This is a genomic window from Pseudonocardia kujensis, assembly GCF_021283305.1.
Taxonomy (GTDB): Bacteria; Actinomycetota; Actinomycetes; order Mycobacteriales; family Pseudonocardiaceae; genus Pseudonocardia; species Pseudonocardia kujensis.
In genome coordinates this window covers 48607-72636 of the sequence record NZ_JAJSOK010000008.1, presented here as the reverse complement: position 1 = coordinate 72636, position 24030 = coordinate 48607, and the positions used below count along the sequence as shown (strand labels likewise).

The window sequence follows — 24030 nt, the reverse complement described above, 5'->3', positions numbered from 1 at the left end:
GCTCGGAAATCGCGTTATGGTTCCATAACGCGATCATGGGCGGGCCTTCTTCAGGGCCGCGTGGGCGTCCTGGAGGGAGCGGACGCCGATCGACCCGCGCAGCTTCGCCTCGATGCCCTGCACCGCGGCGGAGGCGCCCTGCACGGTGGTGATGCACGGGACCCCGCGGGACACGGCGGCCGCACGGATCTCGTAGCCGTCGACGCGCGGGCCCGAGTTGCCGTACGGCGTGTTCACGATCAGCGCGACCTCGCCGGCCAGGATCTGGTCGACGATCGTCTCGCCCTCCTCCTTCTGCGAGTGCTTCCGCACGACCGTGGTCGTGATCCCGTGCCGCCGCAGCACCTCCGCGGTCCCCTCGGTGGCGAGCACCTCGAAGCCCAGGTCGGCGAGCCGGCGCACCGGGAACACCATGGCGCGCTTGTCCCGGTCGGCCATCGACACGAAGACCTTGCCCTCGCTCGGCAGCGAGCCGTACGCCGCGGCCTGGGACTTGGCGAACGCGGGCCCGAAGGACGCGTCGATGCCCATGACCTCGCCGGTCGACTTCATCTCCGGGCCCAGCAGCGGGTCGACGCCCTGGCCGGTCGGGGTGCGGAAGCGGTTGAACGGGAGCACGGCCTCCTTGACCGCGACGGGCGCGTCGGCCGGCAGCTCGCCGCCGTCGCCCTGCTGCGGGAGCATCCCCTCGGCCCGCAGGTCCGCGATCGAGGCGCCGAGCATGATCCGCGCCGCCGCCTTGGCCAGCGCGACCGCGGTCGCCTTCGACACGAAGGGCACCGTGCGCGACGCCCGGGGGTTGGCCTCGAGGACGTAGAGCGTCTCGCCGTGCAGGGCGTACTGCACGTTGAGCAGGCCCCGCACCCCGACGCCGTGCGCGATCGCCTCGGTCGAGGTCCGCACGGCCTCGAGCACGCTGCGCCCCAACGTGATCGGCGGGAGCGTGCACGACGAGTCGCCGGAGTGCACGCCGGCCTCCTCGATGTGCTCCATCACGCCGCCGATGAAGACCTCCTCGCCGTCGCACAGGGCGTCGACGTCGATCTCGATCGCGTCGTCGAGGAACTTGTCGACGAGCACCGGGCGGTCCGGGGAGATCGTGGTGGCGCGGGCGATGTAGCCGGCGAGCGTGGACTCGTCGTACACGATCTCCATGCCGCGCCCGCCGAGCACGTAGGAGGGCCGCACCAGGACGGGGTAGCCGATCCGGTCGGCGATCTCCCGGGCCTGCTCGAAGCTCGTCGCGGTGCCGAACGCCGGGGCGGGCAGACCCGCCTTGCGCAGCACCTCGCCGAAAGCGCCCCGGTCCTCGGCCAGGTCGATCGCGGCCGCGGACGTCCCGACGACCGGCACCCCGGCCGCCGTGAGCCGCTGCGCGAGGCCGAGCGGGGTCTGACCGCCCAGCTGCACGATCACGCCGGCGACGTGGCCGGACTGCTGCTCGGCGTGCACCACCTCGAGGACGTCCTCGAACGTCAGCGGCTCGAAGTACAGCCGGTCCGCGGTGTCGTAGTCCGTCGAGACCGTCTCCGGGTTGCAGTTGACCATGACGGTCTCGAACCCGGCCTCGCGCAGCGCCTGCACGGCGTGCACGCAGGAGTAGTCGAACTCGATGCCCTGGCCGATGCGGTTCGGGCCCGAGCCGAGGATGAGCACCTTCGGCTTCTCGGTCTGCGGCTCGATCTCCGACTCCGCCGCGGGGTCGGTCTCGTAGGCGCTGTAGTGGTACGGCGTCTTCGCGGCGAACTCGGCGGCGCACGTGTCGACCGTCTTGTAGACGGGCCGGATGCCCAGCCGGTGCCGCAGCGCGCGCACGCCGTCCTCGCCCGCGAACTCGGGGCGCACCGCGGCGAGCTGGCGGTCCGACAGACCGGCCCGCTTCGCCCGGCGCAGCAGCGCGGCGTCGAGCACCGGGGCCGCCTCGATCTCGGCCCGCAGCTCGACGAGCAGCTGGATCTGGTCGAGGAACCACGGGTCGATGCCGGAGATCTCGGCGACCTCGTCGACGGTCCGGCCCGCTCGCAGCGCCCGCTCGACGGCGTAGATGCGCCCGTCCGTGGGGGTGCGGATCTCGTCGTCCGTGTGGGGCTGCGCCGGGTCGGCGGTGGTCCAGAAGCCGATCGCGCTGCGCTCCATGGAACGCAGTGCCTTGCCGAACGCCTCGGGGAACGACCGGCCGAGCGCCATGGCCTCGCCGACGCTCTTCATCGTGGTGGTGAGCTCGGGGTCCGCGCCCGGGAACTTCTCGAAGGCGAACCGCGGGATCTTCACCACGACGTAGTCCAGGGTCGGCTCGAAGGCCGCCGGGGTCTCGCCGGTGATGTCGTTGCGGATCTCGTCGAGCGTGTAGCCCACGGCCAGCCTCGCCGCGATCTTCGCGATCGGGAAGCCGGTGGCCTTCGAGGCCAGCGCGCTCGAGCGGGAGACGCGCGGGTTCATCTCGATGACGACGAGCCGGCCCGTCTCCGGGTGGATGGCGAACTGGATGTTGCAGCCGCCGGTGTCGACGCCGACCTCGCGCAGCACGGCGATGCCGACGTCGCGCATCTGCTGGTACTCGCGGTCGGTCAGCGTCATGGCGGGCGCGACGGTGATCGAGTCGCCGGTGTGCACGCCCATCGGGTCGAGGTTCTCGATCGAGCAGACGACGACCACGTTGTCGTGGCGGTCGCGCATGAGCTCGAGCTCGAACTCCTTCCAGCCCAGCACCGACTCCTCGATGAGGACCTCGGTGACCGGGGAGGCCGCGAGCCCGCCGCCGGCGAGCCGCTCCAGGTCCTCCTCGGTGTGGGCCATGCCGGAGCCGAGTCCGCCCATGGTGAACGACGGCCGGATGACGACCGGGAGCCCGAGGTCGGCGACGGCGGCCCTGACCTCCTCCATCGAGTGGCAGACCGCCGACCGCGGCACGTCGCCCCCGACCGCCTGCACGATCTGCTTGAACTTCAGCCGGTCCTCGCCGCGCTGGATGGCGTCGACGTCGGCGCCGATCAGCTCGACGCCGTAGCGCTCCAGCACCCCGTTCTCGTGCAGGGCGATCGCCGTGTTGAGCGCGACCTGCCCGCCCAGGGTGGCCAGCAGCGCGTCGGGCCGCTCGGCGGCGATGACCTTCTCGACGAACTCGGGGGTGACCGGCTCGACGTAGGTCGCGTCGGCGAACTCGGGGTCCGTCATGATCGTGGCCGGGTTCGAGTTGACCAGCGAGACCCGCAGGCCCTCGGCGCGCAGCACGCGGCAGGCCTGGGTTCCGGAGTAGTCGAACTCGGCGGCCTGTCCGATGACGATCGGGCCGGAGCCGATCACCATCACGTGCCGGATGTCCTCGCGGCGCGGCATCAGACCGCTCCCCCGTTCTGGTCGAGCAGGCGGTGTCGCCCGCCGGGCTCCTCGATCCCCGCCGGCCCGTGGGTCACCGGGTTGTCCGTCATGAGCTGGCAGAAGCGGTCGAACAGGTCCGCGGCGTCGTGCGGGCCCGCGGCCGCCTCCGGGTGGTACTGCACGCTGAAGGCCGGGAAGTCCAGGCCGGTGAGCCCCTCGACGCAGCCGTCGTTGGGGCAGGTGTGGCTGACGACGCCGGTGCCGAACGGGGTGTCGAAGCGCTCCCCCGCACTGCCCTCGACCGCGAAGCCGTGGTTCTGCGAGGTGATCGCGACCCGCCCGGTGGCGTGCTCGACGACCGGGATGTTGATCCCGCGGTGCCCGTAGCGCAGCTTGTAGGTGCCGCGGCCGAGCGCGCGGCCCAGGATCTGGTTGCCGAAGCAGATGCCGAACAGCGGGATCCGCCGCTCCAGCACCTGCCGGGTGAGCTCCACCGGGACGTCGGCCGTGGCCGGGTCGCCCGGGCCGTTGGAGACGAAGACCCCGTCGGGGTTGACGGCGAGCAGCTGCTCGAACGAGGTGTCGGCCGGCAGCACGTGCACCTCGATACCGCGCTCGGTCATCATCCGCGGGGTGTTGAACTTGATCCCGACGTCGAGGGCGGCGACGGTGAACTTCTTGTCCCCCACCGCCTCCCGCACGTACGGGGTCGCCGTGGTGACCGCGCCGTAGAGGTCCGCGCCCTCCATGCCGGGGCTCTGCCGCACCCGCTCGACGAGCATCTCGTCCGATCCCAGCGAGGTACCGGAGAAGACGCCTGCGCGCATGGCGCCGCGCTCGCGCAGGTGCCGCACGACCGCGCGGGTGTCGATCCCGGAGATGCCGACGACGCCCTGGGTCCGCAGCGCGTCCTCCAGGGAGCCGGTGGCCCGCCAGTTCGACGGCCGGCGGCTGGGGTCGCGCACGGCGTAGCCGGCGACCTGGATGCCGGTGGACTCGTCGTCCTCGCCGTTCCACCCCGTGTTGCCGATCTGCGGCGCGGTCTGCACCACGATCTGGCGGTGGTACGACGGGTCCGTCAGGGTCTCCTGGTAGCCCGTCATGCCCGTGGTGAACACGGCCTCGCCCAGGGTCTCGCCCACGGCGCCGAAGGCCTCGCCCCGGAAGATCCGCCCGTCCTCGAGGACGAGCACTGCGTCGATGGTGGGGCTGGTCATGCCACAACCTTCCCGTCGCGGGCCGTGATCCGGCCACGCAGAACCGTCGCGACCACCGCTCCGGGCAGTCGCATTCCCTCGTACGGCGTGTTCGCCGCCCTGCTGGCCAGCGCCGGGCCGCGCACCGTCCACTGCGCGTCCGGGTCGACCAGCGCGAACGTCGCCGGCTCCCCGACCGCGATCGGCCGGCCCTGGTCGGGCAGGTTCCCGATCTCGGCCGGCCGCTCCGACATCACCCGCGCGACCCCGTGCCAGTCCAGCAGGCCCGGCTCGACCATCGTGTGGATCACGACCGACAGGGCCGTCTGCAGCCCCAGCATGCCCGGCTTCGCGGCCGCCCATTCCGTGTCCTTGTACTGCGACGCGTGCGGGGCGTGGTCGGTCGCGACGACGTCGATCACCCCCTCGGCCAGCGCCTCGCGCATCGCCTGGGTGTCCGCCCCGGTGCGCAGCGGCGGGTTGACCTTGTTCACTGGGTCGTAGCCGGTCAGCCGCCCGTCGGTGAGCAGCAGGTGGTGCGGGGTCACCTCGGCGCTGACCCGCACTCCCTGCGCCTTCGCCGCCCGCAGGACCGCGATCGAGTGCAGCGAGGAGACGTGGCAGACGTGCAGCGCCGCACCGGCCTCGCGGGCCAGCGCGCAGTCCCGCGCGACGACCGTCTCCTCGGCCGTGGCGGGCCAGCCCGCCAGGCCGAGCCGGGACGCGATCGCACCCTCGTGGGCCTGCGCGCCGTCGGTGAGCCGGTGGTCCTCGGCGTGCTGGGCGATGACGACGTCGAGCGCGCTGGCGTACTCCAGCGCCCGGCGCATGATCAGCGGGTCGTTCACGCAGCGGCCGTCGTCGGAGAACATCCGCACCTGGGCCGCCGACGCCGCCATCGTCCCGAGCTCGGCGAGCTTCTCGCCCTTCAGCCCGGTGGTCACGGCGCCGACCGGGTGGACGTCGACCAGGCCGACCTCCTCGCCGCGGCGCCGCACGTGCTCCACGACGACGGCGGTGTCGGCCACCGGGTCGGTGTTCGGCATCGCGAAGACCGCGGTGAAGCCGCCGAGCGCGGCGGCGTGCGAGCCGGTCTCGATGGTCTCGGACTCCTCGCCGCCCGGCTCGCGCAGGTGCACGTGCAGGTCGACGAGCCCGGGCAGCAGGACGTGGCCGCCGGCGTCGAACACCTCGGTGCCCTCGGGCGCGGTCAGGCCGGTACCGATCCCGGTGACGACGCCGTCCTGGACGAGCAGGTCGACGGCCTCGTCGCCGTAGGGCCGGGCGTTGCGGATCAGCAGGTCGTTCAGCAGGTCTGTCATTCGGGCGCTCCGGCGAGCAGGTGGTAGAGGACGGCCATCCGCACGTGCACGCCGTTGCGCACCTGGGCGAGGACCGCGGCGTTGGGGGCGTCGGCCACGGCGGGCGCGATCTCCATGCCGCGCACCATCGGGCCGGGGTGCAGCACGGGCGTGCCCTCGGGCAGCAGGGCGAGCCGGCGTTCGTCGAGCCCGTAGGCGATCGAGTACTCGCGGGCGCTCGGGAAGAAGCCGCCGTGCATCCGCTCGGCCTGCACGCGCAGCATCATCACCGCGTCGAGTGCGGGGAGCTCGGCGTCGAGGTGGTGCGCGACCCGGCACGGCCACTCCGCGACACCCGTGGGTAGCAGCGTGGGCGGGGCGATCAGCACGACCTCCGCGCCCAGCGTGGAGAGCAGCAGCACGTTGGACCGGGCGACCCGCGAGTGCAGGACGTCGCCGACGATCCCGATCCGGCGTCCGGCGACCGAGCCCAGCCGCTCCCGGAGCGTGGCCGCGTCGAGCAGCGCCTGGGTGGGGTGCTCGTGGGTGCCGTCGCCCGCGTTGACGATCGAGGTGTGGGTGCCGGTCGTGCCCGCGTCCTTGTCGGCCCAGGCGGCGATCCGGTGCGCCGCGCCCGAGGCGGGGTGCCGGACGATCACGCAGTCCGCGCCCATGGCGGAGATCGTCAGCGAGGTGTCGCGCAGCGACTCGCCCTTCGACACCGACGAGCCCTTGGCACTGACGTTGATCGTGTCGGCACTCATCCACTTGCCGGCGATCTCGAACGACACCCGGGTGCGGGTCGAGTCCTCGTAGAACAGCGTGACGACGGTGCGACCGCGCAGGGTGGGCAGCTTGCGGACCTCGCGGCCCAGCAGGGTGTCCTTGAGCCTGCTCGCGGTGTCCAGCAGGCCGGTCGCGGTGGCCGCGTCCAGGTCCGCGATCGAGAGCAGGTGCTTCACGCGTCGTCTCCGTCGGTCGTCGGCTCCGCCTCCGTGCCGATGGTCGGCTCCGCCTCCGTGCCGACGCTCGGCTCCGCCTCCGTGCCGACGCCCGGCTCCGCGGGCGCCGCCCCCGGCCGCTGGATCAGTACCCCGTCCCGGTCGTCGGACTCGGTGAGCCGGACCAGGATCTTCTCGGCGCGCGAGGTGGGCACGTTCTTGCCCACGTAGTCCGCCCGGATCGGCAGCTCGCGGTGACCGCGGTCGACCAGCACGGCGAGCTGGACGGCGCGGGGGCGGCCCTCGTCGCTCAGCGCGTCGAGCGCCGCGCGGGTGGTGCGGCCCGACATGAGGACGTCGTCGACGAGGACGACGAGCTTGCCGTCGATCCCGCCCTCCGGCACCGCGGTGTCGACGAGCGCGCGGGTGGGTCCGCGGCGCAGGTCGTCCCGGTAGAGGGTCGGGTCGACCGAGCCGACGGCCGGGGCCACGCCGGTGAACTCGGTGATGGCGGCGGCGAGCCGGCGGGCCAGCACGGCCCCGCGCGTGGGGATGCCCAGGAGCACGAGGTCCCCGGTGTTGCCCGGCCCGAACGCCGTCTTCTCGATGATCTGGTGCGCGATGCGCGCGATGGTGCGGGCGACGTCGGCACTGCTGAGCAGCTCCCGGGCAGGGTCCTGCCCCTCGCCGACGTCCCCGCGGCGATCGTTCGCCACGAGGTGCTCTCCTTTCCCGCCTCACGGGACGGGGTTAAAGGACTGTCGGGGTCCGAGGTTATCAAGCGACGGGTGGTCGTCGGGGGCGGGCGGGAGCGCCGTCGGTCACGTCCGACGACGCCACAGCAGGTCACGGCTTCGTCACGATCCGGCAACACGCCAACCCCCTTCCGGTCGCCGGCGACGCCCGTCGGCGCCCAGGGCGACGGTCACCCCCCGTACCGTCACGCAGGGCCACACCCACACGTTCACCATGCGCCCCAACGCTCGCGGGCTGTCGCGGCCGGGCGGGCGGGATGCCCGATTGATACCGCCGACGGGGGACGAACCGTCGTTCGATCGGGTGGGAAAGCCCGACCTGGCACCCGTCCGGGGCCACCCGGCTTGACCTGCGACGCGAGACCGGCGCATGATTACTCTGCGTATTGATCGACAGTGGCGAGGGTGGCCGCCGCGCGGCGACACCGACCTCGTCCCACGACGAGACCAGCGAGCACCACCGGAGCGCGTCGGCGCTCAGCACCACCCGCTCACCACTCAGCGGTACGAGGTCCACTTTCGGCCCACCGCGGCGGAGAAGACCAGGAATGAGGAGATCGCCACATGGGCGACTACGCCAAGGCCCTCGGGAGCAAGCTCCGGGCCATCCGGCAGCAGCAGGGGCTGTCGCTGCACGGCGTCGAACAGAAGTCCGGGGGCCGCTGGAAGGCGGTGGTCGTCGGGTCGTACGAGCGCGGCGACCGCGCGGTGACCGTGCAGAAGCTCGCCGAGCTCGCCGACTTCTACGGGGTCCCGGTGGCCGAGCTGCTGCCCGAGGGCCGCGTCCCCTCCGGCTCCGAGCCGGCCACGAAGATCGTCATCAACCTCGAGCGGCTCCAGCAGCTGCCCGCGGACAAGGTGGGCCCGCTGGCCCGCTACGCCGCCGCGATCCAGTCCCAGCGCGGAGACTACAACGGCAAGGTCCTCTCCATCCGGGCCGAGGACCTGCGTTCGTTGGCGATCATCTACGACATGACCCCGGGCGAGCTGACCGACCAGCTCATCGACTGGGGCGTGCTGCCGCCGGAGGCGCGGCCCTCGCACCGGGTCGAGTAGCGGCGGCGACGGCACCGGACCTCCGCTCCGCACGGGACCGCGCACCGGGGAAGGGCGCGCGGCACCGGGACGAGTTCCCACGGGAGCGGTGATCCGACGGCGGCGGCCCGGGTCACCGGGCCGCCGCCGTCGTGGTCCCGGCCGGATCAGGAGCGCGGCTCGCGGAACAGGCACTCCTGGGTGAGGCTGGCGACGTGCCGGCCGGAGCGGTCGTGCAGGGTGCCCGTGTACCAGTTGCGGCCGCCCGCGGCACTGCGCGGCACGAGGTCGATCAGCATCCAGTCGTCGGCCCGGACCGCGCGGTGGAACCACAGTGCGTGGTCCAGGCTCGGGCCCGGCACTCCCCCCTCGACCGGCGGGAACGCTCCGAACATGTCCGAGATGTAGGTCAGCGCCGAGGCGTGCACGAGCGGGTCCGCCGGCAGCGGCTCCGTGCACCGGGTCCAGTAGCGGACCGGGTAGCGGCGGGCGCCCGGGTGCGCACGGACCGTCCGCCCCTCGAAACCGAAGACGCGCGGGACCGGCTCGCCGGTGAGCGTGTCGGGGTCTGGTGCCTCGGGCACGGGATCGACCGAGGTGTCCGGGCCGTCCTGCGGCACCGCGAACGACGCCGCCATGTTGAAGATCACCTCGCCGTCCTGGATCGCGACGACGCGGCGCGCGGTGAACGAGCGGCCGTCGCGGTCGCGGTGCACCTGGAACACCGTCGGCCGGGAGGCGTGCCCGCCGCGCAGGTAGTAGCCGTGCAACGAGTGCGGCGCCCGGTCGTCGGGCACCGTGCGCCCGGCCGCGAGCAGCGCCTGGGCGGCGACCTGGCCGCCGAAGAGGGCGTAGTCCTCCTCGAAGACGGTGCACACGCGGAACAGGTCGCGGTCGATGCGCTCGAGCTCCAGCAGGTCGAGCAGCGTCGGCGGCGTGCGGCGCGGCTCGGTCGCCGTCATGCCGGAACCTCCCCGGGGGTCGCGGCACGGGAGTGCCGCCAGTCGGCCAGCAGCGTACGCAGGCCGGTGACCAGCGCGATCGGCGAGTCGATCATCACGTGGTGCGCGGCGGCGGGAATCTCGACGACGGGCACCCCGCGGCCGAGCCGGTCGCTCACCATCTCGCCCATGTGCTTCGGCATCAGCCCGTGCTCGGCGCGGAAGAGCGCGACCCGGCAGCCGGGGATGTCGAGGTCCTCCGGGGTGAGCGCGTTGCGCAGGAACACCCGCGGGTCGAACTTCCACGACCACCCGCCCTCGACCGCGCGCAGCGAGTGCTCGGCGATGTGGGCGAGGACGTACGGCTCGCCGTCCTGCGGCGGCACGGTCCGGAAGTGCCGGACCGCCCGGTCCCGCTCGGCGTAGACGCGCAGCGGGCCGAAGGCGCGGCGCTGCCGGGCCGCCTCGTCCTCGGGCGGCATCTCGCGCACCGGGGTGTCGATCGCGACGGCACCGCCGAGCCGGTCGCCGAACTCCTGCGCGGCGATCAGCGCGACCATCCCGCCCATGCTGTGGCCCAGGATCACCGGCAGCGGGGCGAGCCCGGAGGCGCCGGCCACGGCCAGCGCCTCCGCGGCCCACTGCTGCAGGGTGTAGCGCTCGCGGCGGCCGGAGTCGCCGTGCCCGGACAGGTCCATCGCGACCACCCGCCGGCCCTCGGGCCCGACGAGCAGCGGCCCGAGATGGTCCCACCAGCGCGCGTGCGCGGCGCCGCCGTGGACGAGCAGCACGCCCTCGCCGGGCGGGCCCCACGCCCGGAAGGCGACCGCCGCGCCGTCGACCTCGACCGCACCCGTCTGGGCCTCCTCGGCGAGGGCGGCACGGAACCAGGCCGGGGAGGCGGGCGGCGACTCGGGGCCGGTGGAGTCAGAGCCGGCGGAGTCGGGCCCGGTGGAGTCGGGCCCTGCTTCGGGCGCCGGATCGGCCCCGGACACGGGCTGGGGCACGGGCGGCTCCTGGTCGTGAGGGGTGGGTGGACGGTGGGGCTTGGGTCCCCGGGACGTTACGGCACCCGGCGCCCGTTCCCGCCCGGTCGGGCCGCGGTGTCGGGCCCGGTGTCGGGCCCGGTGGGGTGATCGTCCTCGTCGCCGATCCCCCTGGCGGCGAGCGCCTCGCCCAGCTCGTCGGCGTGCCGGAGGGTGCGGACCACGAAGGGCACCGCGAACGCGGTCGGCGAGCGTTCGGCCCCGCGCGCCCGCGCCGCCTCACGCACCGACCCCGCGATCGCCGACAGCGTGGTCACCGCCTGCACGGTGAGTCCGACGAGCAGGCCGAGCCGGTCCGCCCGCACCCCGGTCCGGCTCAGCGGGCCGAGCGCCCGCTCGACGGTCGCGACGACCGCGTCGATCCGGGTGGTCAGGGTGAACAGGCCCGCCGCGGCGAGGGACGCGGCCAGCCGCAGCACCGTGACCAGGGCGGACTGCCAGCCGAGGAGCCAGACCTGCAGCGCACCGACCAGCACGGCGAGCAGGAGCAGGGTCCGCAGCAACGGCAGGACGCGGCGGCGCCACGGGATGCGGGCGACCAGGTACCCGGCGGCGACGAGCACGCACGCCCCGCCGAGCCAGGCCGGCGACCCCACGATCACGACGGCGGTCACCAGCACCAGCAGCACGAGCAGCTTCGCCCCGGCCGGCGTGCGGTGCAGCGGGCTGTCGCCGGGCGAGTACAGGCCGAGTGGGGTCATGTCTCGCACAGCTTCCGGTAGTACCGGAGTGCGGGCTCGGGCTCGTCGTCGGCCACGACCCGGCCCTCGTCGAGCACCACGACCCGGTCGAAGTCCGCCAGCAGATCGAGGTCGTGGGTCACCAGCAGCACCTGCTGCCGCAGGCCGGCCACGATCTCGGCGAAGCGGCGGGTGTTGCGCAGGTCGAGCAGGGTGGTCGGCTCGTCGCAGACCAGCACGTCGGGGTCCAGGGCGAGCATCCCGCACAGCGCGAGGAGCTGCTTCTGGCCACCGGAGAGCTGGTGGGCGGGGTGATCGGCATAGCCGTCGAGGCCGTGCGCGGCGAGCACCCCGGCGGCCCGCCGGGCACGCTCGGTGCGCGACAAGCCGCTGCGCCGCAACGAGAACGCGACGTCCTCCCCCGCGGTCGGCATCACGATCTGGCTGTCCGGGTTGGTGAACACGAAGCCGACCCGCCGGCGGACCGCGGGGCCCTTCTCGGCGGGGTCCAGGCCGTCGACCAGCACCCGGCCCTCGGTCGGCAGGACGAGCCCGTTCACCATGCGCGCCAACGTGGACTTGCCCGAGCCGTTGGCCCCGACGAAGCCGATCCGCCGCTCCGCGAGCGCCAGGTCGACCTCGTGCAGCACCACCCGCTCCTCGTAGCGGTGGCCGACGCCCTCGAACGTGATCATCGTGCTCCCTCCGGCGGCAGCGGCTCCCCGTCCGGCCCGACGGCCTGCCACAGGGCCGCGACGCCCAGCCCACCGCCCGCGGACAGCGCGGTCAGCCCGAGCCCGCCGCGCGCCTGCCGCACGAGCTGCGCGAACAGCCGCACCGCCAGCACCGCGCCCGAGGCGCCCCAGGGGTGGCCGAGGGCGATGGCGCCGCCGTCGGGGTTGACGGTCCCCTCGTCGAGGCCGGCCGCGTCGAGGCAGGCCAGCGCCTGCCCGGCGAAGGCCTCGGTGAACTCGGTGACCTGCGGCGTGCCGTGCTGCAGCACCGTGCGCAGGGCCGGGACCACACCGAGGCCCAGCCGCCGCGGGTCGCAGCCGGAGGTCGCGCTCGCCACCAGTCGCAGGCCGGGCAGGTTCCGCTCGCGCCGCACCCGCTCCGACACGACCAGCACCGCCGCGGCACCGTCGCTCACGCCGCAGGAGTTCGCCGCCGTCGCCGTGCCGTCCGCGGTGAAGGCGGGCCGGAAGCGCGCCAGCCGCGCGGCCGTGAAGCCCGCCCGCGGCCGCTGGTCGCGCCGGACCCCGGCGACCTCGACCAGCTCGTCGTCGAACCGGCCCGCGGCCTGCGCGGCCACGGCGCGCTCGTGGCTGCGCAGGGCGAAGCGGTCCTGCCGCTCGCGGGAGATCCCCGCTTCGGCGGCCACGAGGTCCGCCGCCTCGCCCATCTCCGGGTCGCCGAGCTCCGCCGGGGCGAAGGGCGCGCGGGTGTAGGGCTGCGGCGGGTCGGTGCGCCACAACCGGTGCGGGGCGGTCGACGCGCTCTCGACGCCGCCGGCGAGGTAGGCCTCGCCCTCCCCCGCGGTGATCAGGGTCGCGGCCAGGGTGATCGCCGCGAGCCCACTGGCGCACTGGCGGTCGACCGTGAGGCCGGGGACCTCCGGGCCGAGCCCGGCGCGCAGGGCGGCCACGCGAGCGGTGTTGCCGCCGGGGCCGAAGACGTTGCCCAGCAGGACGTCGTCGACGGTGGTGAGCCCGGCGTCCCCGAGCACGGCCCGGAGCACCGGCGCGGCCAGCTCGTCGACGGCGAGGTCGCGCAGCACGCCCCCCGCGGTGCCGATCGGGGTGCGACGGGCGGCGACGACGACGGGTGCGCTCATCGCAGCGGCTCCGCGTCGAGGATCCCCGCGGCCAGCTCGGCGGTGATCACGGCCCGGGCGGGCTTGCCGGAGGCGGTGCGCGGCAACGCTTTCGCCCGCAGCCACACCCGCGGCCGCTTGCCCGGTTCGAGGGCGCGGCGGGCCGCCGCGCGGAGGGCCGCCAGAACCGGCTCCCCCTCGACGACGGCGGTGACCAGCGCGCCGAGGCGGGGGTGCGGTCTCCCGGCCACCACGACGTCGTCGACCCCGGGGACCTCGCGCAACACGGTCTCCACCTCCTCGGCGGCCACCAGCCGGCCGCCGCTGGAGATGACGGCGGAGCCGCGGCCGTGCACCGTGAGCACCCCGTCGTGGAGGTCGACGCGGTCGCCGACGGTCGTCCACTCCGCCGCGGGCTCGAGGCGGCCGGCGCGCAGCGCGCCGTCGGCCGCGAGGGGCGAGCGGACCCAGAGCGTGCCGTCGCGGACGTCCAGGTCGACCCCCCGTACGGGCCGCAGCCCGGCGCCGCGCCGGATCGCGATCAGGGAGTGCTCGGCGGAGCCGTAGTACTCCACCAGCTCGGCGCCGGGGAAGGCACGGGCGAACCGGTCCCGCAGGCCGTCGCCGAGGTGCGCGCCGCCGCAGACCACGGTGCGGAGCGCGGACGGCCCGGGCGCGCGTTCCTGCGCCGCGACCAGCTCGGCGAGCATGGCCGGGACGACGTGGGTCGTCGCGGCGGCGCGGGCCTCCGCGGCGCGGCCGAGCAGGAGACCGGCCCCGCACCACAGCGCGTGCAGGGCGCCGAAGAGGAACAGCGACGAGCTGAGCGGACCGGCGATCAGGACGGGTCCGGGCACGGGGCCGAGGGCGGCGAAGCTGCGCAGCCACGAGTCCCGGGAGCGCTGCAGCACCGTGGGGCGGCCGCTGCTGCCGGAGGTGGTGGGCAGGTAGAAGGGAGTGGTGCCGTCGCCGACCGTGGTCACGGTCCTCGGTTCGGCGTCGTCGCCGCCGGTCGGCCCGACGACGAGGGCGGGGCGGGCGTCGTCGAGGACCGCGGCGCGTTCGCGGGCGGACCACCGCGGTTCGACGACGAGGGCCGCGGCGCCGAGCAGATCGGCGCCGAGGAACCGGGCGAGCAGGTCGGGGCCGGCGCCGTCCAGGGCGACCCGGTCGCCCTCGCGGACGCCCCGCCTCGCCAGCTCCGCGGCGGCGCCGTGCGCCCGGGTCAGCAGCCCGGCCGGAACCTCGGCGTCGCCGACGACGGGCGGGGCGGCGGGCGCGGTCACCGCGTCCGCGTCCCCACCAGGCGGCCGGGGAGGGCGCGGTGCACCACCGAGGCGATCAACGCCGCGACCACCACCTTGACCAGGTCACCGGGCACGAAGACCAGCGAGCCCGTGAGCGCGGTGCTCCACGACCCGGTGTAGACGGCCAGCCAGGGCACGCCGATCACGTAATCGGCGACGAGGCCGGCGAACGCCGCGAGAAGCAGCACCGGGAGACCGGGGCGGCCGCGCCGCGCGGCGGCCTGCGCGATCAGGCCCGACACGAGCGCCGACAGGATCCAGCCGAGCAGGAACCCGCCGCTGGGGCCGACGAACGGGGCGAGGCCGCCGCGTCCGCCGGACAGCAGCGGCAGCCCGATCGCGACCAGGGCCAGGAACAGCACCACGGCGAACACGGCCCGCTTCGCGCCGATCAGCACGCCCGCCAGGAACGGCCCCATGTTCTGCACCACGATCGGCACCCCGGTGGCGCCGACGTACACCCCCGGGAAGAGGCCGAGCACCGCGAGGAACGCGGCGAACACCACGGTGGTGGCCAGATCGGTGGCGGGCGACGACGCTCGGGCGGACACCCGACGAGGCTAGACGAGTCGCGTGCCGTTCCCCGAGGTCCCGCCGCTGTCACCCGCGCCACTCCGCGGTCCGGCGGCGGGCGGCGCCGGGAAGGACCCGCGGGCACCCCTTGCGCCCGCGGGCGCCCGTCTCAGCCCGCCAGCACCGCGTCGATCTGTCCCATCGCGAGCCGCATGCCCTCCTCCATGCCCATCGCGGCGAGCTTCTCGAGGTCCTCGAGGGTGGGGAAGGTGCTCACCGTGGTCATTCGCGTGCCCGAGCCCAGGGGTTCCAGCGTCACCACGGCGTGGGTCGTGGGCATGTCCGTGTTCGGCTCGCCGTCCTCGCCGGCGAAGCCGTCGTCGAACTCGAGACGATGGGGCTCCTCGATCGCGGTGATCCGCCACCAGCCCCCGGCCTTCTCCCCCTCGGGGCCGGTCATGTAGTAGCGCGACCGCCCGCCGACCACGAACCGGTGCTCGACGAAGGTCGCCGGCCAGGTCGGCGGGCCCCACCACCGCTCCAGCCGGCGCGGGTCCGCCCACACCTGCCACACCTGCTCGACGGGGGCGTCGAACTCGGCGACGAAGGTCAGCGTGAGGGCCTGCGGGTCCTTGCGCACGTCGATCACGGTCATGGTTCCGTCCTCTCCTCGGGGTCTCCGGCGAGGGCGTCCTCGGCGAGGACGTCCTCGATCGCCCGCACGCGGTGCCGCCAGATCCGCTCGTAGTCGTCGAGCAGACGGGCGGCCCGCTGCAGGGCCTCCGGGTTGCCGTGCACGAGCTGCTCCCGTCCACGTCGCTGCTTGGTGACGAGCGCGGCCCGCTCGAGCACCGCCACGTGCTTCTGCACGGCGGCGAAGCTCATGTCGTACCGGCGGGCGAGCGTCGAGACGGACTGCGCCTCGTGCAGCACCCGCTCCACGATGTCCCGCCGGGTCGCGTCGGCGAGGCCGTGGAAGATCCGGTCGACCTCGTCGGGACTCAGCCCGTGGACAGGGCGCTCACGTACAACCACATGGTTGTACGTTAGGGCATCCGCCCCGGCGCGACAAGCCCCCGGTTCGCGGCGGCCAGGGCCAGCAGCACCACGGCCGCGTCGGCGGGCCGCGTGACGTCGCGCCCGGTCAGCGCCGTGAAGCGGCGCAGCCGGTTGAGCACCGTGTTGCGGTGGCAGAACGAGCGCTCCGCCACCTCCTTCACCGAGCCGCACGCCGCGAACGCCCGGACGGTGTCCAGCAGCCGCTCCCGCTCCCCCGGCGCGGCCTCCGCCAGCCCGGACAGCACCGAGTCCACGAGCTCGGCCGCGGTGTCGGAGAGCCGTCCCGCGGCGAGCGGCAGCCAGGCGTCGGCCATCTCGACCGGGCCCGGCCCCGCGGTGACCGAGGCGATCTCGGTGGCCAGCCGCGCGCACCGCGGCACGTTGGCGAGACCGTGGGCGAGCGGCCCGACCCCGCACGGCACGCCGTCGAGCACCGCCCGCACCGGCGCCCCGGTCCCGCCCTGCCACGCCGCGACCAGCACGCTGTGCGCCCCGGTCGACTGCACGTGCACCACGCGGCCCCGCGCCCCCAGGGACTCGGCGACGCGCCGCAGGCCGGCGCCCGCCGCGGCCCCGGTGGCGACGACCAGGAAGTCCGCGTCGACATCGACGGCCAGCGCGAGCGCCACCCGCTCGACCTGGTCCGGATCGGGGTTCTCGCTGCCCAGCAGCTCGCCGACCAGCGCGGTCCGCTCCCCGTGCCGCTCGCGCGCGAGCAGTGCGGCCTCCTCCTGGTAGCTGGACTGGATCTGCAGCGTGTAGTCCTCGACGACCGCCCACACCTGCTCGACCCGCGAGACCAGCACGTCGCGCTCCTCCGGCGTCGCCCGCTCGCGCAGGGCCGACCACAGCACCCGGAAGTCGAGCCGCACCGCCGAGAGCAGCTCGTTGAGCGGGACCCCGCGCCGGGCCCGGTCCCGCCCGATCGCCTCGCCGACGGCCGCGAGCCGCTCGGGGACGTCCTGCCCCGCGATCCGGCGCAGCAGGTGGTCGAAGGTCAGGTCGGCGTCGGTGACCAGCCGGTCCGGCGGCACCAGCCCGCGGCCGTACGGCGCGATCCGGCGGACCCGGTCGACGAACTCGTCGACCAGGCCCCCGGAGTCGGCCCGCAGCCGCCCCACCAGGACGGCCCAGCGGGCGTCGTCGGCGGGGTTCGCGGCGGGGTGCGCGGCCGGGTTCGCGACTCTGTCACGCGGGCTGTGCATGTGCACATCATCCAGCTCACATCGCGCTGCACGAAGTGCTACCGACCCGGTCGTCCAGCGGTCACGCTGTGCCCGTGCACCTGACCCCGCGAGAGACCGAGCGGCTGCTGCTGCACAGCGCGGCCTCGCTCGCGCGCCGTCGGCTCGACCGCGGCGCGAAGCTCGGCGCGCCCGACGCGGTCGCGCTGGTCTGTGACGAGATCTGCGAGATGGCCTGGGACGACCTGCCCTACGAGGAGGTCGTCGCCCGGGCCCGGACCGTCGTCGGCCCGGACCGGCTGGTCGAGGGCGTCGCCGCCGCCGTGCCGTCGCTGCAGGTCGAGGCCCTCTTCCCGCACGGCACGGTGCTCGTGCACGTCGACCACCCCTTCGGTGCCCCGCCCGCCGACGGGCCGGGGGCCGTCCGCGCCGAGGGCCCGCCCCGCGAGCTGGCGCCCGGCCGCGAGCGCGGCACCGCGCGCCTGCACAACCGCGGCCACCTGGCCATCTGGGTCTCCTCGCACGTCCAGCTCGACCGGCTCAACCCGGCGCTGGCGGTCGAGCTCGACGACGCCGGCAGCTTCCGCCTCGACCTGCCGGCCGGGACGTCGCTGAAGGTGGAAGCGGGCGCGGAACGGGAAGTCCCGGTGGTCCGGATGGAGAGGACATAAGGCATGACGACCGTCGAGCGCCGCGACTACGCCCGGCTGTACGGGCCGACGACCGGCGACCGGATCCGGCTGGGCGACACCGACCTGTGGATCGAGGTCGAGGCCGACGACACCGAGCCCGGCGAGGAGCTCCTGGGCGGGTGCGGCAAGACCGCCCGGCACGGGGCGCTGGTCAGCAGCTCCGCGAACCGGGCGAGCGCCCTGGACATGATCGTCCTCGGGGTGGTGCTCGTCGACCCGCTGCTCGGCGTGCGCAAGACCAACATCGGCATCAAGGACGGCCGGGTCGTCGGCGTCGGCCGCGCCGGGAACCCACAGGTCCAGGCCGGGGTCGAGCTGGAGGTCGACGCGCACACCGCCATGATCACCGGCGAGGGGCTGCTCTGCACCCCGGGCGTCGTGGACTCGCACGTGCACCTGTCCAACGCCGACCTCGCCGCCGCGGCGCTGTCGGCCGGCGTGACCACGCTGGTCGGCATGGGGATGGGCGGCGTCTGGGACGTCGGCGCCAACCCCCGCCGCAACCTGCACACCCTGGTCGAGGGCTGGGCGGACGTGCCGATCAACGCCGCGTTCCTCGCCCGCGGGAGCTCCACCAGTGCCGGGCTGCTCGAGGAGGCCGTGGCCGCCGGCGCGGGCGGGTTCAAGATCCACGAGGACTGGGGAGCCACGCCCTCGGTGATCGACACGTGCCTGGGGGTGGCGGAGGGCGCGGACCTGCCCGTGGCCCTGCACACCGACACGCTCAACGAGTCCGGCTACCTCGCCGACACCCTCGACGCCGTCGGCGGCCGGACGGTGCACGCCTACCACGTCGAGGGCGGCGGCGGGCATCCCGACCTGCTGCAGATCGTCTCGAAGGCCAACGTCCTCACCTCCTCGACGACGCCGACGCTGCCGCTCACCCCGTCGACCGTCGCCGAGCTGGGCCCGATGACCCTCACGGTGCACCGCGGGCACGCGCACGTCCCCAGCGACGCGAGCATCGCGGCCAGCCGCATCCGCGAGCACGCGATCTCCGCCGAGAACGCCCTCCACGACTCGGGTGCCATCGCGATCGTCAACTCCGACGCCCTGGGCATGGGCCGGATCGGCGAGACCGCGCGACGGACCTGGCAGCTCGCCCACGTGCAGGCGACGCTGGCCGGCGAGACCGGACCCGACGTCGCGAACAACGCCCGGGTGCTGCGCTACCTGGCCAAGCTCACGCACAACCCCGCGGTCGCGCACGGGCTCGCCCACCACGTCGGGTCGGTCCGTCCCGGCATGCTCGCCGACCTGGTGCTGTGGAACCCGGCCTGGTTCGGCGCCCAGCCCGACCTGGTGCTCAAGTCCGGGTTCGTCGCGTGGGGCGCCGCCGGCTCGGGCTCCGGGTCCACCCGGCTCACCCAGCCGCGGCGGATGCTCCCGTTCTACGGGGGCCTCGGCACCGCGCCGGCGAGGCTGGCCCACGTCTTCGTGTCCGAGCATGCCGACCGGGGGAGCCTGCCCGCCGGGCGCACGTACGCGACGGTCGCCGACAGCAGGGGCCTGACCTGCGCGGACATGCTGCACAACACCGCGACGCCCCACGTCGAGGTCGCCCCGGAACCGATCCCGGTGCGCGTCGACGGCCGCGAGGTCCCGCTGCACCGCTCGCCCGCCCTGCCCCTGACCCGGCTCCACCACCTGGGATGAGCATGATCGACCTGCTGCTCCACAACGCGACCGTCCACACCCTGGACGCCGACCACCCGCGCGCCCGGTCCGTCGCGGTCCACCAGGGCCGGGTCTTCGCCCTCGACCCCGAGGGCGTGCACGCCCGACGCGAGATCGACCTGCAGGGCGCCACCGTGGTCCCCGGGTTCGGCGACGCGCACAACCACATGGCCTGGTTCGGCCAGTCGCTCTCCGAGATCGCCCTCGCCGGGCTGCCCGACCTCGACGCGCTGTACGCGGCCGTCGCCGAGCGCGCGGCGGCCCTGCCCGCCGACGCGTGGGTGGTCGGCTCCGGCTACGACGACACCTCCCTCGGCGGGCACCCGCACCGCCGCGCCCTGGACCGGGCCGCGGGCGGGCGCAAGGTCTGGCTCAAGCACCGCTCCGGGCACGTCTGCACCGTGAACTCGCCGGTGCTCGAACTGATCGGGGACACCCCGGTACCCGAGGGCGGCGTGGTCGTCACCGACGACGACGGGCCCACCGGGACCCTCGAGGAGCAGGCCCAGAACCTGGTCGGCGAGCTCGTGGTGCCGCATCCCCTGGCCGACCTCGCGGCGGCGATCCGGCGGGCGGCCGCGGTCTACGCGGGCGAGGGCCTCACGCACGTCACCGAGTGCGGGGTCGGCGGCGGCTGGATCGGCCGCTCCGGACTCGAGCTCGGCGCCTACCAGCAGGCCGGGCCGCTCCCGGTCCGGGTGCAGGTCATGCCGGTCTCCGACGCCCTGCACCCGCTGCGCGGGCACGCGACCGACCCGGACCGCTTCGGCCTCGACCTCGGCCTGCGCACCGGGTTCGGCGACGACATGCTCCGGCTCGGGCCGATGAAGATCTTCCTCGACGGCTCGCTGGTCGCCCGCACCGCGGCGATGCTGCACCCCTTCTGCGACCGGCACTCGCACGGCTACCTCCAGGACGACGCGGAGCTGCTGCGGCGGCGGGTGGTCGACGCGCACGTGTCCGGCTGGACGGTGGCCGCGCACGCCATCGGCGATCGGGCCGTGGACCTCGCGCTCGACACGTTCGCCGAGGCACAGGAGGAGCGGCCGCGCCCGGACGTGCGGCACCGGATCGAGCACGCCGCGGTGACCACCGAGGCGCAGATCGCGCGGATGGCCGACCTCGGCGTCACGCCCGTGCCGCAGGCCCGGTTCCTCTACGAGATCGGCGACACGATGGCCGCCGCCGTCGGGCCGGACCGCGCCGACTCGCTCTACCGGGTCGGCGGGTTCCACCGCGCCGGCCTGCGCGTCCCCGGCAGCTCCGACCGGCCGGTCGCGCTCGGGGCGCCGCTGCTCGGCATGCAGTCCATGGTCCAGCGGCGCACCCGCGACGGCCGGGTCCTCGGGCCCGACGAGCGCGTCACGGCCGAGGCGGCCCTGCGCGCCTACACCCTCGACGCCGCCTGGACCGCCGGCGACGAGCGGGTCCGCGGCTCGCTCACCCCCGGCAAGCACGCCGACCTCGTCGTCCTCGGCGACGACGTCCTGTCCGTGGCCGCCGACCGGATCGGCGCGACCGAGGTGGTCGCGACGCTCCTCGGGGGCCGCCCCACCCACGGCTCCACCACGCTCGGTCTCGACCCTGAGGAGATGTCATGAGCTCACCGGCGCACACCGCGGTCGTCAGCGACCGTGAGGCGCGGAAGGTCGCCTTCGGCGCCTTCGTCGGCACCGCCCTCGAGTGGTACGACTTCTTCCTCTTCGGCACGGCCGCCTCGCTGGTGTTCAACCGGCTGTTCTTCACGGGCTCGCCGGTGGCGGCCACGCTGGCGGCCTTCGCGACCTTCGCCGTCGGGTTCGCCGCCCGGCCGCTGGGCGCGATCCTCTTCGGACACCTCGGCGACCGGATCGGCCGGCGGACCTGCCTCATCGTCACCGTCACGATGATCGGCATCGTCACGGGGCTGATCGGTGTCCTGCCGACCGCCCTGTCGATCGGCGTGCTCGCGCCGATCGCGCTCACCGTGCTTCGGCTGCTGCAGGGCATCGCGGTCGGGGGCGAGTGGGGCGGTGCGGTCACCCTCGCCGTCGAGCACGCGCCGAAGGACAAGCGCGGCCGGTACGCCGCGATGCCGCAGATCGGCTCGCCCATCGGCACGCTGCTGTCGTCGGGCGCCTTCCTCGCGGTGTCCGCGCTGCCCAAGGACAGCTTCGACTCCTGGGGCTGGCGGATCCCGTTCCTCATCGCCTTCCCGCTGCTCGCCATCGCGCTGTACCTGCGGCGCCGGGTCGAGGAGTCCCCGCTGTTCGAGCAGCTGCTGGCCGAGGACGAGCGGGCGAGCTCGCCGGTCAAGGACGTCGTGGTGCGCTCGCTGCCGCAGCTGCTGGTCGGCGCCGGCTCGGCCTTCCTCGGGGTCGGCGGGTTCTACCTGGCCACCACGTTCGTGATCAGCTACGGGACGGCGACGTTGAAGCTGCCCCAGTCGCTGATGCTGGCCGCCACGCTCGTTGCGGCCGCGGTGGAGATCGCCGTGCTGATCACCGGCGGCCGGCTCGCCGAGCGGTACGGCGCGGCCCGGATCACCGTCGCCGGCGGCGTGCTCTCGGCGATCGCCGCCTTCCCGATGTTCTGGCTGATCGACTCGAAGTCCGCCGCACTGGTGATCGTCGGTGTGACCCTCGGCGTCGCCTGCCTGTCGGTGCCCTACGCCGTCTCCGGCGCCCTGCTCACCGAGCTCTTCCCGGCGCGGCTGCGGTACTCCGGCGTGGCCCTGTCGGCGAACGTCGCCGGTCTGGTCAGCGGCTTCGTGCCGCTCGTGGCGGCGGCCTTCCTCGCCGGCGCCGGCGGGGCCTCGTGGACCGCGGCGCTGCTGCTGATCGTCATCGCCCTGATCACCACGATCTCGGGCATGCTCGCACCGAAGGTCGCGCTGGGTCGCGACGACGAGGTCGTGGAGGACGTCCGTGGCTGACGGGGTGGGACGGACCGGGGTGGAACGGACCGCGGGGGCGCTGCTCGTCGCGCAGCTGGAGGCGCTCGGGGTGCCGCGGGTGTACGGCGTGCCCGGCGAGAGCTACCTCGAGGTGCTCGACGCGCTGCACGACTCCCCGGTCGAGATGGTCGTCTGCCGGCAGGAGGGCGGGGCCGGGTTCATGGCGCTGGCCGAGGCCCGGTTGACCGGCCGGCCCGGCGTCGCCGCCGTGACCCGCGGCCCGGGCGCGGCCAACGCCGCCATCGCGGTGCACACCGCCTGGCAGGACGCGACGCCGCTGGTCCTGCTCGTCGGCCTGATCCCGGTCGCCGACCGGGACCGGGAGTCCTTCCAGGAGTTCTCCCTCGGCGGGTGGTTCGGCACCACCGCGAAGCGGGTGATCACCCTCGACCGGCCCGAGCGCGCGGCCGAGCAGGTGGCCGAGGCGTTCGCGGCGGCGACCGCGGGACGGCCCGGTCCGGTGGTGATCGGCCTGCCCGAGGACGTCCTCACGGCCAAGACCTCCGCACCCGTCGTCCCCGCGCGGGCAGTCCCCGACGGCGCGGTCTCCCCCGCGCAGGCCGAGGAGCTGGAGGTCCTGCTCGCGCGGGCCGAGCGGCCGCTCGTGATCGTCGGCGGGACGGGCTGGACGGCCGACGCGACGGTCGCGGTGACCGCCTGGTGCGAGCGGCGGCGCTTCCCCGTCGTCGCGGACTGGCGGTGCCAGGACATGGTCGACCACGACAGCCCGGCCTACGCCGGGTGGTTCGGCTACGGCTCCGACCCCGGCCTGCTCGACGCCCTCGACGACGCCGACCTGCTGCTCTTCGTCGGCGGGCAGTATGGCGACGTCCTGTCCGGCGGCTACACCCGCGGGAACCCCGGGGCCCCGACGGTCGTCGTGTCCGCCGACCCCGACCTGCGGGCCCACCAGCGCCGCGTCGACCTGCACCTGCTCGCCACCCCGGCGGCCTTCGCCGGCGCGCTCCCGGAGGGGCCGGCGGCGGACCCGGCCTGGTGGGACGGCCTGCGCGCGGCCCGCGAGCGGTTCGCGACGCCCGGGGCACCGGTCGACGGCGAGTACGTCGACCTCGACCGGGCCGCGGCCGCGCTGGCGGAGCGGATGACGCCCGACGCGATCGTCGCCCACGGCGCCGGGCAGCACGCGATCTGGGCGCAGCGGTTCCTGCCGCGGCACTCGTTCCCCTCGCTGCTCGCCCCGCGCAACGGCGCGATGGGCTACGGGCTGCCCGCCGCCGTGGCCGCCGCGCTCGTGCACCCGGGACGGCAGGTGGTCTGCGTCGCCGGCGACGGCTGCTTCCTCATGAACGGCCAAGAGCTCGCGACCGCCGCCGCCCACGGCGCCGCCCCGCTCGTGGTGATCGCGGACAACTCCGGCTACGGCACGATCCGCCAGCACCAGGAGCGCCACCACCCGGGCCGGCCCAGCGGCACGGAGCTGGTCAACCCGGACTTCGGCGCGCTCGCCCGCTCCTTCGGCCTGCACGGGGAGCGGGTCTCCCGCACCGACGACGTCCCGGCCGCGCTCGACCGCGCCCTCGCCGCCGTCGCGGAGGGCCGGGCCGCGGTGCTGCACCTCGACGTCGACCCGGGGATCCTCCAGCCGCGCGGGGTGTGAGGTGCCGGCGTCCGAGGAA

Annotated in this window: 20 protein-coding genes and 1 pseudogene; 6 read left to right on the top strand and 15 right to left on the bottom strand. The window is 74.7% G+C overall.

The window, feature by feature from the left end; genetic code table 11:
- Nucleotides 1-33: 33 nt before the first annotated feature.
- The 5 genes and pseudogenes from carB to pyrR all read right to left on the bottom strand — a co-directional run.
- Nucleotides 34-3336 carry a carbamoyl-phosphate synthase large subunit gene (gene carB, locus LWC35_RS08450; protein ID WP_232869479.1) on the bottom strand — a complete coding sequence of 1101 codons (3303 nt, stop codon included), beginning with the start codon at nucleotides 3334-3336 and terminating at the stop codon, nucleotides 34-36.
- Entirely contained in the window at nucleotides 3336-4535 is a 1200-nt protein-coding gene (carA, locus tag LWC35_RS08445) for a glutamine-hydrolyzing carbamoyl-phosphate synthase small subunit (RefSeq protein WP_232869478.1), read from the bottom strand. The genes carB and carA overlap by 1 nt, the downstream gene beginning before the upstream one ends.
- The gene (locus LWC35_RS08440; protein ID WP_232869477.1) at nucleotides 4532-5836 is read right to left on the bottom strand and encodes a dihydroorotase; all 1305 of its coding nucleotides are present in this window, start codon (nucleotides 5834-5836) and stop codon (nucleotides 4532-4534) included. The genes carA and LWC35_RS08440 overlap by 4 nt, the downstream gene beginning before the upstream one ends.
- Nucleotides 5833-6777, bottom strand: coding sequence for an aspartate carbamoyltransferase catalytic subunit (locus tag LWC35_RS08435; RefSeq protein WP_232869476.1), 945 nt, complete (start codon nucleotides 6775-6777; stop codon nucleotides 5833-5835). The genes LWC35_RS08440 and LWC35_RS08435 overlap by 4 nt, the downstream gene beginning before the upstream one ends.
- A gap of 119 nt (nucleotides 6778-6896) precedes the next feature.
- A pseudogene (gene pyrR / locus LWC35_RS08430) lies at nucleotides 6897-7472 on the bottom strand (bifunctional pyr operon transcriptional regulator/uracil phosphoribosyltransferase PyrR); the annotation flags it as partial.
- 603 nt (nucleotides 7473-8075) lie between these two features.
- Here pyrR and bldD point away from each other — a divergent pair.
- A complete protein-coding gene (gene bldD / locus LWC35_RS08425) occupies nucleotides 8076-8567 on the top strand; it encodes a transcriptional regulator BldD (RefSeq protein ID WP_037038677.1) in 492 nt (163 codons plus the stop codon).
- 146 nt (nucleotides 8568-8713) lie between these two features.
- Here bldD and LWC35_RS08420 read toward each other — a convergent pair whose 3' ends face one another.
- The 10 genes from LWC35_RS08420 to LWC35_RS08375 form a co-directional block, all read right to left on the bottom strand.
- A complete protein-coding gene (locus tag LWC35_RS08420; RefSeq protein WP_232869475.1) occupies nucleotides 8714-9508 on the bottom strand; it encodes an acyl-CoA thioesterase in 795 nt (264 codons plus the stop codon).
- A complete protein-coding gene (locus LWC35_RS08415) occupies nucleotides 9505-10494 on the bottom strand; it encodes an alpha/beta fold hydrolase (RefSeq protein WP_232869474.1) in 990 nt (329 codons plus the stop codon). Before LWC35_RS08415 ends, LWC35_RS08420 begins: the two co-directional genes overlap by 4 nt.
- Nucleotides 10495-10550: 56 nt before the next feature.
- The gene (locus LWC35_RS08410) at nucleotides 10551-11234 is read right to left on the bottom strand and encodes an energy-coupling factor transporter transmembrane component T family protein (protein WP_232869473.1); all 684 of its coding nucleotides are present in this window, start codon (nucleotides 11232-11234) and stop codon (nucleotides 10551-10553) included.
- Nucleotides 11231-11908: an energy-coupling factor ABC transporter ATP-binding protein gene (locus LWC35_RS08405; protein ID WP_232869472.1), complete on the bottom strand. Its 678-nt coding sequence runs from the start codon at nucleotides 11906-11908 to the stop codon at nucleotides 11231-11233. Before LWC35_RS08405 ends, LWC35_RS08410 begins: the two co-directional genes overlap by 4 nt.
- Nucleotides 11905-13047 (bottom strand): thiolase family protein, encoded by a 1143-nt coding sequence (locus tag LWC35_RS08400; protein ID WP_232869471.1) that lies wholly within the window; start codon nucleotides 13045-13047, stop codon nucleotides 11905-11907. The genes LWC35_RS08405 and LWC35_RS08400 overlap by 4 nt, the downstream gene beginning before the upstream one ends.
- A complete protein-coding gene (locus LWC35_RS08395) occupies nucleotides 13044-14312 on the bottom strand; it encodes an AMP-binding protein (protein ID WP_232869470.1) in 1269 nt (422 codons plus the stop codon). The genes LWC35_RS08400 and LWC35_RS08395 overlap by 4 nt, the downstream gene beginning before the upstream one ends.
- The gene (locus LWC35_RS08390) at nucleotides 14309-14884 is read right to left on the bottom strand and encodes a biotin transporter BioY (protein WP_232869469.1); all 576 of its coding nucleotides are present in this window, start codon (nucleotides 14882-14884) and stop codon (nucleotides 14309-14311) included. The genes LWC35_RS08395 and LWC35_RS08390 overlap by 4 nt, the downstream gene beginning before the upstream one ends.
- A gap of 131 nt (nucleotides 14885-15015) precedes the next feature.
- Nucleotides 15016-15501 carry an SRPBCC family protein gene (locus LWC35_RS08385; protein WP_232869468.1) on the bottom strand — a complete coding sequence of 162 codons (486 nt, stop codon included), beginning with the start codon at nucleotides 15499-15501 and terminating at the stop codon, nucleotides 15016-15018.
- Nucleotides 15498-15881, bottom strand: coding sequence for an ArsR/SmtB family transcription factor (locus LWC35_RS08380; protein ID WP_232869467.1), 384 nt, complete (start codon nucleotides 15879-15881; stop codon nucleotides 15498-15500). The genes LWC35_RS08385 and LWC35_RS08380 overlap by 4 nt, the downstream gene beginning before the upstream one ends.
- An 11-nt stretch (nucleotides 15882-15892) precedes the next feature.
- Nucleotides 15893-17110 (bottom strand): PucR family transcriptional regulator, encoded by a 1218-nt coding sequence (locus LWC35_RS08375; protein WP_232869466.1) that lies wholly within the window; start codon nucleotides 17108-17110, stop codon nucleotides 15893-15895.
- A 74-nt stretch (nucleotides 17111-17184) separates the two neighbouring features.
- On the opposite strand from LWC35_RS08375, the gene LWC35_RS08370 reads away from it, so the two are divergent.
- The 5 genes from LWC35_RS08370 to LWC35_RS08350 are packed head-to-tail and all read left to right on the top strand — an operon-like array spanning nucleotide 17185 to nucleotide 24011.
- Entirely contained in the window at nucleotides 17185-17760 is a 576-nt protein-coding gene (locus LWC35_RS08370) for an urease subunit gamma (RefSeq protein ID WP_232869465.1), read from the top strand.
- 3 nt (nucleotides 17761-17763) lie between these two features.
- Nucleotides 17764-19437: an urease subunit alpha gene (locus LWC35_RS08365; RefSeq protein WP_232869464.1), complete on the top strand. Its 1674-nt coding sequence runs from the start codon at nucleotides 17764-17766 to the stop codon at nucleotides 19435-19437.
- Between the two features lie 2 nt (nucleotides 19438-19439).
- Entirely contained in the window at nucleotides 19440-21059 is a 1620-nt protein-coding gene (locus LWC35_RS08360; RefSeq protein WP_232869546.1) for an amidohydrolase, read from the top strand.
- On the top strand, nucleotides 21056-22372 hold the full coding sequence (locus tag LWC35_RS08355; RefSeq protein WP_232869463.1) for an MFS transporter: 1317 nt from the start codon (nucleotides 21056-21058) through the stop codon (nucleotides 22370-22372). The genes LWC35_RS08360 and LWC35_RS08355 overlap by 4 nt, the downstream gene beginning before the upstream one ends.
- Nucleotides 22365-24011, top strand: a complete 1647-nt coding sequence (locus tag LWC35_RS08350) for a thiamine pyrophosphate-dependent enzyme (RefSeq protein WP_232869462.1) — start codon at nucleotides 22365-22367, stop codon at nucleotides 24009-24011. The genes LWC35_RS08355 and LWC35_RS08350 overlap by 8 nt, the downstream gene beginning before the upstream one ends.
- Nucleotides 24012-24030 lie beyond the last annotated feature (19 nt).

What these genes read in the sequence shown, in the direction of transcription:
- LWC35_RS08440 (WP_232869477.1), bottom strand. Translation starts at nt 5,836, where the DNA reads ATGACAGACCTGCTGAACGACCTGCTGATCCGCAACGCCCGGCCCTAC.
- carB (WP_232869479.1), bottom strand. Translation starts at nt 3,336, where the DNA reads ATGCCGCGCCGCGAGGACATCCGGCACGTGATGGTGATCGGCTCCGGC.
- LWC35_RS08385 (WP_232869468.1), bottom strand. Translation starts at nt 15,501, where the DNA reads ATGACCGTGATCGACGTGCGCAAGGACCCGCAGGCCCTCACGCTGACC.
- LWC35_RS08375 (WP_232869466.1), bottom strand. Translation starts at nt 17,110, where the DNA reads ATGCACAGCCCGCGTGACAGAGTCGCGAACCCGGCCGCGCACCCCGCC.
- LWC35_RS08355 (WP_232869463.1), top strand. Translation starts at nt 21,056, where the DNA reads ATGAGCTCACCGGCGCACACCGCGGTCGTCAGCGACCGTGAGGCGCGG.
- bldD (WP_037038677.1), top strand. Translation starts at nt 8,076, where the DNA reads ATGGGCGACTACGCCAAGGCCCTCGGGAGCAAGCTCCGGGCCATCCGG.
- LWC35_RS08420 (WP_232869475.1), bottom strand. Translation starts at nt 9,508, where the DNA reads ATGACGGCGACCGAGCCGCGCCGCACGCCGCCGACGCTGCTCGACCTG.
- LWC35_RS08405 (WP_232869472.1), bottom strand. Translation starts at nt 11,908, where the DNA reads ATGATCACGTTCGAGGGCGTCGGCCACCGCTACGAGGAGCGGGTGGTG.
- LWC35_RS08410 (WP_232869473.1), bottom strand. Translation starts at nt 11,234, where the DNA reads ATGACCCCACTCGGCCTGTACTCGCCCGGCGACAGCCCGCTGCACCGC.
- carA (WP_232869478.1), bottom strand. Translation starts at nt 4,535, where the DNA reads ATGACCAGCCCCACCATCGACGCAGTGCTCGTCCTCGAGGACGGGCGG.
- LWC35_RS08400 (WP_232869471.1), bottom strand. Translation starts at nt 13,047, where the DNA reads ATGAGCGCACCCGTCGTCGTCGCCGCCCGTCGCACCCCGATCGGCACC.
- LWC35_RS08360 (WP_232869546.1), top strand. Translation starts at nt 19,440, where the DNA reads ATGATCGACCTGCTGCTCCACAACGCGACCGTCCACACCCTGGACGCC.
- LWC35_RS08365 (WP_232869464.1), top strand. Translation starts at nt 17,764, where the DNA reads ATGACGACCGTCGAGCGCCGCGACTACGCCCGGCTGTACGGGCCGACG.